The organism is Cryobacterium sp. TMT1-3 (assembly GCF_004402315.1).
GTDB classification, from domain to species: domain Bacteria; phylum Actinomycetota; class Actinomycetes; order Actinomycetales; family Microbacteriaceae; genus Cryobacterium; species Cryobacterium luteum.
The window spans coordinates 60,377-73,860 of record NZ_SOFW01000037.1; the positions used below are offsets into that span (position 1 = coordinate 60,377).

General features: G+C 66.0%; 12 protein-coding genes and 1 riboswitch. Of the genes, 8 read left to right on the forward strand and 4 right to left on the reverse strand.

From position 1 onward, the window contains the following. Positions 1-33: 33 nt before the first annotated feature. Positions 34-1,293 carry an MFS transporter gene (locus tag E3O25_RS12630; protein WP_241983889.1) on the reverse strand — a complete coding sequence of 420 codons (1,260 nt, stop codon included), beginning with the start codon at positions 1,291-1,293 and terminating at the stop codon, positions 34-36. A gap of 123 nt (positions 1,294-1,416) precedes the next feature. On the opposite strand from E3O25_RS12630, the gene E3O25_RS12635 reads away from it, so the two are divergent. The 3 genes from E3O25_RS12635 to E3O25_RS12645 all read left to right on the forward strand — a co-directional run bounded on the left by E3O25_RS12635 (position 1,417) and on the right by E3O25_RS12645 (position 4,728). Then, on the forward strand, positions 1,417-1,827 hold the full coding sequence (locus E3O25_RS12635; RefSeq protein ID WP_198410989.1) for a rhodanese-like domain-containing protein: 411 nt from the start codon (positions 1,417-1,419) through the stop codon (positions 1,825-1,827). Between the two features lie 205 nt (positions 1,828-2,032). Beyond that, complete coding sequence (locus E3O25_RS12640) at positions 2,033-3,697, forward strand: ABC-F family ATP-binding cassette domain-containing protein (RefSeq protein WP_092108290.1); 1,665 nt, start codon at positions 2,033-2,035, stop codon at positions 3,695-3,697. Positions 3,698-3,933: 236 nt separating this feature from the next. Next, positions 3,934-4,728 carry a bacteriorhodopsin gene (locus E3O25_RS12645; protein ID WP_241988587.1) on the forward strand — a complete coding sequence of 265 codons (795 nt, stop codon included), beginning with the start codon at positions 3,934-3,936 and terminating at the stop codon, positions 4,726-4,728. A 126-nt stretch (positions 4,729-4,854) separates the two neighbouring features. Here E3O25_RS12645 and E3O25_RS12650 read toward each other — a convergent pair whose 3' ends face one another. Further along, entirely contained in the window at positions 4,855-5,214 is a 360-nt protein-coding gene (locus E3O25_RS12650; RefSeq protein ID WP_092108294.1) for a LysR family transcriptional regulator, read from the reverse strand. Between the two features lie 272 nt (positions 5,215-5,486). Between E3O25_RS12650 and E3O25_RS12655 the strand changes: the two genes are divergently transcribed. Next, positions 5,487-6,089, forward strand: coding sequence for an LON peptidase substrate-binding domain-containing protein (locus E3O25_RS12655; protein ID WP_134361307.1), 603 nt, complete (start codon positions 5,487-5,489; stop codon positions 6,087-6,089). 72 nt (positions 6,090-6,161) lie between these two features. Here E3O25_RS12655 and E3O25_RS12660 read toward each other — a convergent pair whose 3' ends face one another. Together E3O25_RS12660 and E3O25_RS12665 are read right to left on the reverse strand one after the other, a co-directional pair. Then, complete coding sequence (locus tag E3O25_RS12660) at positions 6,162-6,995, reverse strand: ABC transporter permease subunit (RefSeq protein WP_241988588.1); 834 nt, start codon at positions 6,993-6,995, stop codon at positions 6,162-6,164. Continuing rightward, positions 6,992-7,972 (reverse strand): ABC transporter ATP-binding protein, encoded by a 981-nt coding sequence (locus tag E3O25_RS12665; protein WP_092108298.1) that lies wholly within the window; start codon positions 7,970-7,972, stop codon positions 6,992-6,994. The genes E3O25_RS12660 and E3O25_RS12665 overlap by 4 nt, the downstream gene beginning before the upstream one ends. 80 nt (positions 7,973-8,052) lie before the next feature. Here E3O25_RS12665 and E3O25_RS12670 point away from each other — a divergent pair, with 80 nt between their 5' ends. The 4 genes from E3O25_RS12670 to gcvP all read left to right on the forward strand — a co-directional run bounded on the left by E3O25_RS12670 (position 8,053) and on the right by gcvP (position 13,448). Continuing rightward, on the forward strand, positions 8,053-8,679 hold the full coding sequence (locus tag E3O25_RS12670) for a DNA-3-methyladenine glycosylase I (protein ID WP_092108300.1): 627 nt from the start codon (positions 8,053-8,055) through the stop codon (positions 8,677-8,679). Between the two features lie 27 nt (positions 8,680-8,706). Then, positions 8,707-8,802: riboswitch (glycine riboswitch) on the forward strand. Positions 8,803-8,970: 168 nt separating this feature from the next. Beyond that, a complete protein-coding gene (gcvT, locus tag E3O25_RS12675; protein ID WP_134361308.1) occupies positions 8,971-10,122 on the forward strand; it encodes a glycine cleavage system aminomethyltransferase GcvT in 1,152 nt (383 codons plus the stop codon). A gap of 46 nt (positions 10,123-10,168) precedes the next feature. Further along, positions 10,169-10,540 (forward strand): glycine cleavage system protein GcvH, encoded by a 372-nt coding sequence (gene gcvH / locus E3O25_RS12680; protein ID WP_134361309.1) that lies wholly within the window; start codon positions 10,169-10,171, stop codon positions 10,538-10,540. A gap of 7 nt (positions 10,541-10,547) precedes the next feature. Beyond that, complete coding sequence (gene gcvP, locus E3O25_RS12685; RefSeq protein WP_134361310.1) at positions 10,548-13,448, forward strand: aminomethyl-transferring glycine dehydrogenase; 2,901 nt, start codon at positions 10,548-10,550, stop codon at positions 13,446-13,448. The last annotated feature ends 36 nt before the right edge of the window (positions 13,449-13,484 follow it).

Here is a 13,484-nt window from a genome sequence, read left to right on the forward strand (position 1 = left end):
TTATATACCCATGGGGGTATCTTGTGATGGTGGTCAGGCGTGCGTCCCGCGCAGTCGTACGACCGACCACACAACGACGACGGCAACGAGCACCATGGCGGCGAGGCCGAGTCCGGCGTATCCGGCCAGCGCCAGAATCGGTCCGGCGATCGCGCCGCCGAGCGCGCCGGCCGCGTTCATGGAGAGGTCGGAGAACCCCTGCAGCGACGAGCGATCCTCAATGTCGACGGCCTCGGAAACCAGGGCCGAACCCGCCACGACGGATGCCGACCAGCCCAGTCCCAGAAAGATCAGGCTCAGCGTCATCGTGCCCTGCGACCCGTCACTGAGCCAGGCCACGGTCAGGGCAACCAGCAACATCGACTGCCCGCCGAGGATGACCGGAAGTCGTCCCATTTTGTCGGACAGTGCGCCGAACACGGGGGAGAGGGCGTACATGCCGGCCACGTGCAGGCTGATGGTGAGCCCGACGATCGTGAGGGTCGCTCCGTGGTCGCGCAGGTGCACCGGTGCCATGGACATCAGCGCCACCATGGTGGCGTGGCTGAGCGCGATGACGACAACGGCATACCGAGCCGCCGTATTGCCGCGCAGAATGGTCAGGCCTCCGCTGGCCCGACGGATGCCGGCGCTCGTCGTGCGTGCTGCCAGCGCGGTCAGTAGGGGGTCGGGTCGCAGTCCGAGCGCGTAGACGAACGCCGCGGCGACCGTGGCGGCGAGGGAAAAGGCGAACGCCCCGGTCATCGCCGGAAGTCCGAGGGCCGCGCCGAGTGCTTCGCCCGGTCCGAACAGGTTCGGGCCGAGTACGGCACCGATCGTCGTGGACCAGACCACGATCGACAGATCACGGGCGCGAAAGCGCGAGGTGGCCAGGTCGGTTGCCGCGAAGCGGGCCTGCAGATTCGTCGCGGAGCCGGCCCCGAGCAGCATCAGAGCAAGCAGCAGCAGGGCGAAGGTGTCGACGGAGACCGCGGTGATCGCGAGCACTGCGCCCGCGCCGGCCACGAGCGAACCGGTCGCGAGGGACACGCGACGTCCGCGAGCCTGCGCCAGCCGGGCGAGCGGCACGGCCACGATCGCGGCCCCCAGGGTGCTCATGGTCGCGGCCATGCCCGACCAGGCGCTCGACCCCGACAGCTCGGCCGCGAGCAGCGCACCGAGCGACAGGGTCGCTCCCATGCCGATGCCGCCCAGAATCTGGCCGGTGATGAGTACCCGCACCACGCGCTTCTGCAGGGTGGTGTGCGCAGCCGGTGGCGCCGCCGCGTCGACGTGTGTCGTGTCCTTGTTCACAATCGTTCCCCTTGTTTACGGCCGATACGGACCGGCCCGACCGGTGGCGAGCGCCTGAAAACACTCTAGCGAGCCTTCGCAAACCCGGACTTGCCTCAACGCAGCATACCCCCTAGGGTATAAATGAGTCAGGCCCCAAGCCGCACCGCCCACCGAAAGCAGCTCATGAAGAAGACCCTCGCCGCCCTGGCCATCGCCGTCACCATCGCGCTCGGTCTGGCGGCGTGCTCGGCCGCCATCGAACCGACCCCGCTGGCCGCGGGCACCGTCATCATCGACGTACGCACGCCGAGCGAATACGCGGCCGGTCACCTCGACGGCGCCGTCAACATCGACGTGCAGTCGGCGACGTTTGATGCGGAGCTGTCCGCGCTGCCGGCCGACGGTGACTATGTCGTCTACTGCGCTTCCGGCAATCGGTCGGCCTCGGCCGTCGCCCGCATGACCGACCTCGGCTTCACCGGCCTGACCGACGCCCACGGAATGTCGGACGCCGCGGCATCCACTGGCCTGGAGATCGTCACCGCCCCTTAATTCTCACCCCACCACACCCACCATTGATCAAGGAGACACCATGTGCAGTCCCATTCGTTGCGAAAACTGTTCGAAAATCGGTTGGACCGGCTGCGGCCAGCACGTTGACGAGGTCATGGCCGGCATCCCGGCCAGCGAGCAGTGCACCTGCCGCTAAAGCAGCGGGCGGTCGCCGGCCGCGTCGCCGCAATGAGAATATGGAGTAATGACCGGAACACTCGTGGCCAAGGGCCTGGCCGGCGGCTACGCACACCGCACCCTGTTTGAATCGCTCGACCTCACGGTCGCCCCCGGCGACGTCATTGGTGTGGTCGGTGCCAACGGCGCGGGCAAATCCACGCTGTTGAACCTGCTGGCAGGCCTCGCAGAACCGCAAGCCGGTACCATCTCGCTCAGCCCAGCGGATGCCTTCGTCGGCACGCTCCCGCAGGAACACGAACGCGTTCTTGGCGAGACCATCGCCGGCTACATCGCTCGGCGCACCGGTTGTGCCGAGGCGACCCTGGAAATGGATGCCGCGGCATCCGCTCTCAGTGACACCCAGCCGCGGGCAGACGGACGCGACCCGGCCGACACCTATTCGACCGCCCTCGACCGCTGGCTGGCCAGCGGAGCCGCCGACCTCGACGAGCGGCTGCCCATCGTGCTGGCCGATCTCGGACTTGCGCTCGGCACGACGCTCACCGCCGACAGCCTGATGACCGCGCTCTCCGGCGGCCAGGCCGCCCGCGTCGGACTCGCCGCGCTGTTGCTCTCCCGCTTCGATATCGTGCTGCTCGACGAGCCGACCAACGACCTGGACCTCGACGGACTTGAACGCCTCGAAGCCTTCGTCAGGGCCTTGCGCGGCGGCATCGTCCTGGTCAGCCACGACCGCGAATTCCTCGCCCGCTGCGTCACCCGAGTGCTCGAACTCGACCTCGCTCAGGGCGCGAACCGAGTCTTCGGAGGCGGCTACGAGTCCTACCTTGAGGAACGCGAAACCGCCCGCCGGCATATCCGGGAGAACTACGACGAGTTCGCCGCCAAGAAAGCCGATTTGGTCGGGCGGGCCAGAACCCAGCGCGAATGGTCGAGCCAGGGGGTGCGCAACGCCATGAAGAAGGCACCGGACAACGACAAGATCCGCCGCAAGGCCTCGGCTGAATCAAGCGAGAAGCAGGCGCAGAAGGTGCGGCAGATGGAGAGCCGCATTGCGCGCCTCGACGAGGTCGACGAACCGCGCAAGGAATGGCAGCTCGAATTCACGATCGGGTCAGCCCCGCGCTCGAGCGCCGTCGTCGCGACCCTGAGCAACGCCGAGTTTCACCAGGGCGACTTCGTGCTCGGTCCGCTGTCGCTGCAGGTCAACGGCGGCGAACGCATCGGCATCACCGGCCCCAACGGCGCTGGTAAGTCCACCCTGTTGCGGGCCCTGCTCGGCCGCCAGAAAGCGGATGCCGGCAGCGCTCACCTCGGCCCCAGCGTCTCGATCGGCGAAATCGACCAGGCCCGGGCGCTGCTGGCCGGTACGCGACCGCTCGCCGAGAGCTTCGAACTGCTCGTGCCGGCGCTCTCACCCGCCGAGGTACGCACCCTGCTGGCCAAGTTCGGGCTGAAGGCCGACCACGTGAACCGCCCGGTCGACGAACTGTCACCGGGGGAGCGAACCCGCGCCGGTCTGGCGCTGCTTCAGGCTCGCGGTGTCAACCTGCTGGTGCTCGACGAACCCACCAACCACCTCGATCTCGCGGCGATCGAGCAACTCGAACAGGCGCTCGACAGCTACGAGGGCACACTGTTGCTGGTCACCCACGACCGGCGCATGCTCGCCAACGTGAACACCGACCGGCACTGGCAGGTCGACGCCGGCCAGGTCACCGAGCTCTGATTCTGTAAATCTGAAGACCGAACGGGTTGGCTGCGATGGCGAACGGGCCCATCCACTGAACGACGGCAAAGAAGCACGAGCCGTCACAGCAAATTTGGACTAGGTTATCTGATGTAACTAGCTTAGTTACCTAGTTGTGAGATTCAACTCCCGTATCTTCAGCGTTTCTTCGAGCATCAGAGGCTATTTTGATACCTGATTCACTAACCCAAATCCAATACGACACCATCTACAACGTGTTCTCCCTTGTAATTGCATCGCAACTTTTCACCTCTATTTTTCTGGTCATCAGCCTGCCGCGCGTTTTGCCGCGGTACCGTCAGGCGTTGACAGTCGCAGCCATCGTCTGCGGTATCGCGGCGTACCACTACTTCCGGATATTCAATTCCTTCACCGAAGCATTCGTGACCGAGGCTGTCGGCGGTCGCGGTGATTACGTTCAGGTCGCAGGAGCATCGTTCAACGAGGGATATCGCTACGTCGACTGGCTGCTTACGGTTCCGCTGCTTCTTCTCGAGCTTGTGGCTGTTCTGGCACTGGCTCGCAAAGTGCAAAGCAGTCTGCTCAAGCGTCTCATTCCTGCTGCCGCCCTCATGATCGCTTTGGGATACCCAGGCGAGATGGCGTCGGACAACCTAACTCGGGGCATCTTCGGTCTACTGTCCTCAGTTCCCTTCGCCTACATCCTTTACGTGCTTTTCGTGGAACTGACGAGATCGCTCGCTCGCCAGCCTGCCACAGTGCGCAAGACCATCAGCTTGCTCCGACTGCTTCTGTTGGCAACCTGGGGCGTCTACCCGATTGCCTATCTGCTGCCCGGACTGGGTATCGATGGGTCTGACGCCTGGGTTGGGTTGCAGATCGGCTATTCCGTGGCAGATATCCTGGCAAAGTGCCTGTATGCCCTGATCATCTTCCGCATCGCACGGATGAAGTCATTCTCTGACGATCACGCCTTTGCCGAGGTCGAACTTTCGTTGGAGGAGGCGACGAGCCTGAAGCTGCCTGTCGTTCAGGAGCGGAAGAAATAGTCGAGAGAACCTGCGAAGTCACCGCGCCTGCGCGACTGGCAATCGGTCGTGTGGGCGCGTTTTCGTTGTGTCACACAGCGAGCGTGGGTGCGACCCGGCACTGATCGCTCGTCGAGCGTGCTCGGATCAGCGCGATTGGCGCTTCTTGCCGAGCTTCGGCTGGCCCTTCACCGCGGGGGCGCGGCCCTTGCCCTTGTTCGCCTTCGCCTTGCCGCCACCTGAACCACCTGCACCGCCGCCGGCTTGCCCACCGCGACCGGCAGCTTGTGCCAGCTCGAGCCGCGCGTCGTCGAGAAAGGCAACCCCGATCTCAGTGAGGGTCGTGCTTTTTGCGGCACGATCGAACAGCGCATAACCGAGTTCGGCCTCAACTCGCTTCATCGACGCGCTTAGGGCGTCACGCGAGACACCGAGCGACTGCGCGGCGTGGGTGAAGTCCGGTGCCTCAGCGGCCGCCACGAAATATGCCAGCAGGGTGATGTCCACGTGGTGCCTCTCGTCGGTTGCGCGGGGTGCGCGCCGCCCTCCTAGGCTACGCGGCGAAACCGGCCGACCCCACCGCCGACCCCACGGATGTCCCCATCGATTCACCCCGGGCGAAGCCGCCCGTGCTCAGTACGGTATCGCTGCCGTGGCGCAAACCCGAGCCCGTGCGGCGGAGTCACCCATCGGCGGGGCACCGCGGTCCTCGCCCCAGCGAATCAGCGAACACCCGGCGGGGGCTAGGTGCGGCGCTGCCGACGTGGTTCGCTGGAGACATGACGACCCTGCCGATGTTTCCCCTGGGATCCGTGCTGTTCCCTTATATGCCGTTGCAACTGCGCGTGTTCGAGGAACGCTACTTGATCATGCTGGCCCGGGTGCTTGACTCCGCGCCCGCCGAATTCGGCATCGTTCTCATCGAACGTGGTCAGGAGGTCGGCGGCGGTGAACGGCGCTTCGGTGTCGGCACCGTCGCCCGGGTCACCCAACTGGAGGCGCCGGAGGGCTACCTCAGCCTGGTCCTGCAGGGCGAGCGCAGATTCGAGGTGACCGAGTGGATGCCGGAGGACCCGCATCCGCTCGCCCGCGTGCGGGAGCTGCCCGACCTGGAGTGGGACGACTCGTTGCTACCGCGCCGCAAACAGGCTGAGCATCTTGTTCGTCGCACCCTGTCGCTCGCCAGCGAGTTCGTCGACCAGGAGTGGTCGCCCGATGTCGAGCTCTCCCACGACCCGATCGCGGCTGCCTGGCAGCTCGCCGCAATTGCCCCGGTCGGACCGCTTGACCAGATCGTGCTGCTGCGCTCCGACACCATGGCTGACCTGCTCGAAAACATTATTGAACTCACCGAGGCTGCGGCCGAGTCGTTAGCCTGGTGACCGCCACCGAGGTGTGAGTTTCGCGCCGAAAAGTCGAGGAATGTGCCCCGAACTCACACCTCGTCGGCGAACCTAGACGCCGATGTCGCGCTGGCGCAACGCCAGCGCGGCGAAAGCGGCCAGCACCAGGGAGATCGCGTAGAACGTGACGATCGTCGTCACATTCGCCCCCGAACTCAGCGGGCTGTTGCCGAAAGCCCAGTAGTACGGGCTGAGGTTGTACAGCCAGTGCAGGCTCGCGCTTTGGTTGCCGAGCGCATTGAAAACATAGCCGAGCACCGCCACCCCGGCACCGCTCGCGATGCCGCCGATGCGCCGCCCGGTGAGCGCACCGCCGAGCAGCGCAACGGATGCCGTCAGGAGCGACACCCCGCCGAACAACAGGCTCGTACCGAGCAGGTTCCCCACCTCGATCTGCAGCTCCGCGGAATCGTTGAGCAAGAGAACGACCGCGAACAGCAACGCGGAGAGTGCGAGGATTTTCACCGCGATGGCGCAGAACCGGGCCACCGCCACCTGCACTCGGGTGACCGCGTGCGCCAGGGTGAGCTCGAGCCGCCCCGATTCTTCATCGCCACCGAGCGCGGCGGCACCCCAACCGGTTGCCGCTATGGTCAGCAGCACAAACCCGAGCAGGCCGAACAGGGTGGCCTGGGCGTACCCGGCACCCGTGCCGATCTGGTCGTAGTTGAGGGTTTTGATCAGCTCCGGCGGCAGCTGGTCGATGAGCGCCTGCATGCCCGATGCGCCGCGCATGCTCGGGTAAATCGGCAGGTACAGAAACGCGGCGGCAGCCAGGCCGATGCCCCAACCGACCAGTCCGCGCCAGGAATCGGTGAACACCTTGCCGAACAGGGGCAGCGGCGCGCGGCGCACGTTCAGCGCACGGTCTTGCACGATGCTCACTGCGGCACCAAGGCGGGAGTCGAGTACAGTTTCAACACGGATTCCTCCAGGTCGGGTTCTTCCAACACCAGGTCCCGCAGCTGCAGGACCGAAATGGCTTGAACGAACGACGCGATCTCGCCGCTCAGAGTCGCGACGGCTTCGGCATCATTGGTCGGTGTCAGGGAACAATTGAGGGTCGTCACTCCTTCAAGCCCGCCGAGAAGCGCGGCCAGATCAGTCGGCCGAACACCGCTGGCCACCAGGCGCAGGTGCCGCACTGCGGTGCTGCGCAGTTCCTCCACGCTGTTGATCGTGACGATCCGGCCGTCCCGCAGAATGGCCACCTCGTCGGCGGCCTGCTGAATTTCACTGATCACGTGGGACGACAGAAACACGGTCTGACCGCGGTCGCGAGCCTCGCGTATCATCTTCAAAAATTCCTGCTGCATGAGCGGGTCGAGGCCACTCGTGGGTTCGTCGAGCACGAGCAGCTCCGGCCGGTGCATGAACGCCTGCACGATGCCGAGTTTCTGCTTGTTGCCCTTTGACAACTTGCGCACCGGACGGTCGAGGTCGAGCCCCAGCCGCTCGGCCAACTCCTGCACGTGGCCGGCCGGTACCGGCCCCGAGATGTCGGCGTAGTGGGCCAGCAGGCGTCGACCGCTCGTGCGCCCCTCCAGAATCAACTCACCGGGCAGGTAGCCGATACGCCTCCGCAACTGCGGGCCCGCATTCCGCGAGGGGGTGCCGAGCACCGTGGCTTGGCCGCCGGAAGGGCGAATGATGTCGAGGAGCGCCCGCATGATCGTGGTCTTGCCGGCACCGTTTGGCCCGATCACCCCGAATACCGTGCCGCGGGCAACTTGAAAGGTCACGCCGTTCAGTGCGCGGTTGTGGCCGAACTGCTTCACCAGGTCGACCACGTCGATGGCAGCGTCCGGCGTGTGGCCGGGGCCGCGAACGTCGGTGGTTTGGGTGATTGCAACATGACTCATGACGGCTCCTTGGCTGTGGCTGCGATTTTAGTCCTCGCGTGCACACCAGCCGGTGTCCAAGGGGGTGTTTAATGGTCTGAATGACCGAAATCACGCCAGCGGATGCGCCGCTCCCCGCCTCCGACGCGATCCAGGGCCCCGACGGCCTGGCACGGCCGCGCTGGGCCTCGGTTGATCCGATGCTGCGCGACTACTACGACACCGAGTGGGGCGTTCCGGTTCGGGAGGAACACGCCCTGTTCGAGCGCATCAGTCTCGAGGCGTTCCAGTCCGGATTGTCCTGGGCCATCATCCTGCGGAAGCGTCCCGGATTTCGGGCGGCATTCGCCGACTTCGACCCCGACCGGGTCGCCGCCTTCGACGAGAACGATGTGGCCCGACTGCTGGACGACGAGAAGATCGTACGCAACCGCCTGAAGGTGCGCGCCACGATCACCAACGCGCGGGCCACCGTCGCCCTGCGGGAGCACGGCGGACTGGTCGACTTCGTCTGGTCGTTCCAACCCGACGACACTCCCCGGCCCAAGACGCAGGCCGACGTGCCGACGAGCTCCGCCGCATCCGCTGCGCTGTCGAAAGCCCTCAAGAAGGTTGGTTTCGTCTTCGTCGGCCCGACCACCATGTTCGCGCTCATGGAGGCGATCGGCATTATCGATACCCACCTGCTCGACAGTCATCGTCGCGGCAGCAGCGGGGTGTGGGGCTAGGCTGGGCAAAACTGAATATCGGGCTATATGCACGATGCGGGAGAGTTCGACGCGACAGCGCACGGACACCGAAGGAGCAATCCTCCCCGACAATCTCTCAGGTACTCGTACCGCATCGAACTGGCCACTCTGAAAAGAAGACCGGGCGCGCTTGCCGGTCTCGCCCACGGTGAAAGTCAGTGCTCACGCGCTGGTGAAGCTCTCAGGCACGAGCGACAGAGGGGGAGTTCCCACGCGGCTCAATCGAGCCGCGCACACGCGGCCTGTTCGGCCCTGTCACCCGGAGAACTCATGACCTCGGCCGATTCCACTACCCCAGCCTCCAGCACCGAACGGTTCTCGCCCCTGCACCAGGCACACGTCGATGCCGGCGCGAGCTTCACCGATTTCGCCGGCTGGCAGATGCCGGTGCGCTATTCGAGCGACCTCGCCGAGCATCACGCCGTGCGCAACCAGGCCGGTCTGTTCGACCTCTCGCACATGGCCGAGATCCTGGTCGACGGCCCGGATGCCGGTGCCTACCTTGACTATGCGCTCGCCGGCAAGCTCTCCGTCATCGAGCTCTGGCAGGCCAAATACAGCCTGCTCCTGAACGAGAACGGCGGCATCATCGACGACCTCGTCGTTTACCGCCTCGACGAAACCCGGTTCCTCGTCGTCGCGAACGCCGGCAACCGGTTCGCCGCCTTCGATGCGCTGCTCGCGCGCGCCGTCGACTTCGATGTCGCTGTCGTCGACCAGAGCGACGACTACGCGCTCATCGCAGTGCAGGGCCCGAACGCCCTCGCCATTCTCGACGCTACCGCGGGCGTGACCGACCTGGGTTATGACCTGCGCTTCATGAAGTACTACCGCATCACGGATGCCCTCTTCCGCGGCCACACCCTGCTGGTCGCCCGCACCGGGTACACCGGCGAAGACGGATTCGAGCTCTACCTCGCGGCCGAGCACGCCCGCGAACTCTGGGATGCACTGATGAGTGCCGGCGACGAACACGGGCTGGTTTCCGCCGGGTTGGCCAGCCGCGACACCCTCCGGCTCGAAGCCGGCATGCCGCTCTACGGCCACGAACTCACCCTCACCACCTTCCCGGCCCAGGCCGGCCTCGGCAAGGTGGTCAACCTGAACAAGGAAAACGACTTCGTCGGCCGGGCCGCGAGCGTTGCGGGGCCGGCAGCGGGGGCATCCGTTTTGGTGGGTCTGATCGCCGCCGGCAAACGAGCTGGGCGGGCCGACTATGCCATCTTCCGCAGCCTTGACGCTGAAACCGCCGACGGCGTGATCACGAGCGGCGCCCTCTCGCCGACCCTCGGCTACCCGATCGCTATGGCCTACGTCACCCCCGACCTGGCCCGCCTCGGCACCGAGGTGTACGTCGACGTGCGGGGCACCCGCCTTCCCGCGACCGTCACGTCTCTCCCCTTCTATAAGCGTGTCAAGTAGTCCCGTTCTTCCTCTGCAATCCGTGCAACCTGCGAAAGGCAACACCATGACAGACACATCAACGCTCCAGTACACCGCTGAACATGAATGGGTCCTGGTCGAGGGCAGCATCGCGACCGTCGGCATCACCGCCTACGCCGCTGAGAAGCTCGGCGACGTCGTCTTCGTCGAACTGCCCGAGGTGGGCAGCACGGTCACCGGCGGCACGGTCGTCGGCGAGATCGAATCGACCAAGTCGGTCGGGGAACTGTTCGCGCCGGTCAACGGCACCGTCACGGCCACCAACGACCAGGTGATCGAGAGCCCCGAACTGGTCAACAGCGACCCGTTCGGCGCGGGCTGGCTGATCAAGGTCGAGTTCGAGGCTCTGCCCGCCCTGCTCACCTTTGCCGAGTATTCCGCCCTGATCGGGGAGTAAGCACCAGATGACCCAGGCTTTCGCGCAGCGTCACATCGGAACCGATGACGACGCCCAGTCCCACATGCTCGCTACGCTCGGCTATGACTCGGTCGACGACCTCGTCTCCGCCGCCATGCCCGCGTCGATCCACGCCGACCTGTTCCGGCAGGACGGCGACAGCGCCCTGCCGCCCGCCGCGACCGAGAACGAGGCCGTCGCCGAACTGCGCGCCCTCGCCGGCCGCAACACGGTCAAACGCTCGATGATCGGCCAGGGCTACTACGACACGTTCACGCCCGCCGTGATCAAACGCAACGTGTTCGAAAATCCCAGTTGGTACACCGCCTATACCCCGTATCAGCCGGAGATCTCCCAGGGGCGGCTGGAAGCGCTCATCAACTTTCAGACCATGATTGCCGATCTCACCGGGCTGACCACGGCCAACGCGTCGATGCTCGACGAGTCGACGGCGGTGGTCGAGGGCATGTTGCTCGCCCTGCGCGCCTCCAAATCCGGGTCGCGTCGGTTCATCGTCGACGTGGATGCCTTTTCCCAGACCCACGCGTTACTCACCAACCGCGCCGCCGCCCTCGGCATCGAACTCGCCCAGGTTGCTCTGAACGAGCAGACCACCGCCGAGGACCTCGGCGACTATTTCGGCGTCTTCGTGCAGTATCCGTCCGGCTCCGGTCGCATCTGGAACCCGCAGAACGTGATTGATCTCGCCCACGAACACAAGGCGCTCGCCGTCGTGGCCGCCGACCTACTCGCCCTCACGCTGCTGAAGTCGCCCGGCGACCTCGGCGCCGATGTCGCCGTCGGCACCAGCCAACGTTTCGGCGTGCCGATGGGCTTCGGCGGACCGCACGCCGGCTACATGGCCGTACGCAAGGGCCTCGAACGCCAACTGCCCGGCCGCCTGGTCGGCGTGAGCGTCGACGCGGCGGGACACCCGGCCTACCGCCTGGCCCTGCAGGTGCGCGAGCAGCACATTCGCCGCGACAAGGCCACCTCCAACATCTGCACCGCCCAGGTACTGCTCGCCGTCATGGCCGGCATGTACGCGGTCTACCACGGGCCCGAGGGCCTGAAAAAGATCGCGACCCGGGTGCACGAGCGGGCCGGAGCGCTCGTCGCCGCCCTGCGCGCGATCGACGTCGACGTGCGGAGCGACGCGTTCTTCGACACGATCCAGATCAACGTGCCGGCCGGCGCCGACGAAGTCGTCGCGAAGGCCGCCGCAAGCGGCTACAACCTGCACCAGATCGATGCGAACACCATCAGCGTGTCGGTCGATGAGACCACCACGCTCGCCGACCTCTCGTACATCGTCGGAGCGTTCGGTGGCCGCGACGCGTTCGGCCACGTCGACTTCGACGCCGTGCAGCACGGACTGCCGGGCGACCTCGACCGTGAGAGTGAGTTCCTCACCCACCCGGTGTTCAACACGCACCGTTCCGAGACCAGCATGATGCGCTACCTCAAGCGCCTCGCCGATTACGACTACGCGCTCGACCGCGGCATGATCCCGCTCGGCTCCTGCACCATGAAACTCAACGCGGCCAGCGAGATGGAGGCCGTCAGCTGGCCCGAATTCGCCGGAATCCACCCCTTCGCCCCCAAAGCGGATGTTGAGGGTTACCTGCACCTCGTGCGCCAGCTGGAAACCTGGCTCTCCGACGTCACCGGGTACGACTCCGTCTCGCTTCAGCCGAACGCCGGCAGTCAGGGCGAACTGGCCGGCCTCCTCGCCATCCGCGGGTTCCACCAGTCCAACGGTGACACAGGTCGCACGGTCTGCCTGATCCCGTCGAGCGCACACGGCACCAACGCGGCATCCGCTGCCCTGGCCGGCATGCGCGTCGTGGTCGTGGCCTGCGACGAACTCGGCAACGTCGACCTGGCCGACCTGCACGCCAAGATCGCCGAGCACGCCGCCGATCTGGCCGCGCTCATGATCACCTACCCGTCCACCCACGGTGTCTACGAGCACGAGGTCGCCACCATCTGTGCGGCCGTGCACGACGCCGGCGGCCAGGTCTACGTCGACGGCGCCAACCTCAACGCCCTGCTCGGATTCGCCCGCTACGGCGATTTCGGCGGCGACGTCTCGCACCTCAACCTGCACAAGACTTTCTGCATCCCGCACGGCGGCGGCGGGCCGGGCGTCGGTCCGGTCGCGGCCAAGGCGCACCTCGCGGCGTTCCTGCCGGGGCATCCGCTCGCTCAGAGTGACGAGCACTACCTGCTCGGCAGCGGGGGAGCCACCGCCAACGTCGTGCACGCCGGCGGACCGGTGTCGGCCGCGCCCTACGGCAGCCCGAGCATTCTGCCCATCTCCTGGGCCTACGTGCGCATGATGGGGATCGACGGCCTCAAACAGGCCACTGGCGCCGCCGTGCTCGCCGCCAACTACGTCGCCAAACGCCTCGAGAACAGTTACCCGCTGCTCTATTCGGGTGAGAACGGCCTGGTCGCGCACGAGTGCATCCTCGACCTGCGACCGCTCACGGCGGCCACGGGCGTGACCGTCGACGACGTCGCCAAACGCCTCGTCGACTACGGTTTTCACTCCCCGACCATGAGCTTTCCGGTGGCCGGAACGCTCATGGTCGAACCCACCGAGAGTGAGGATCTCGGCGAAATCGACCGCTTCTGCGACGCCATGATCGCGATCAAGGCTGAAGCGGATGCCGTCGCCGCCGGCCGCTGGCCCGCCGACGACAACCCGCTGCACAACGCCCCGCACACGGCGCAGTCGGTGATCGAGGGGGAGTGGGAGCATCCGTATGACCGGGCGACCGCGGTGTATCCGCTCGCCTCGCTTGTGCGGAACAAATACTGGCCGCCGGTGCGTCGCATCGACAACGCCTACGGCGACCGCAACCTGGTCTGCGCCTGCCCGCCGCCCGAAGCGTTCGAGTAGGCGCTCATCGTGCACCCGCCCGGCGGCGGGTGTGCG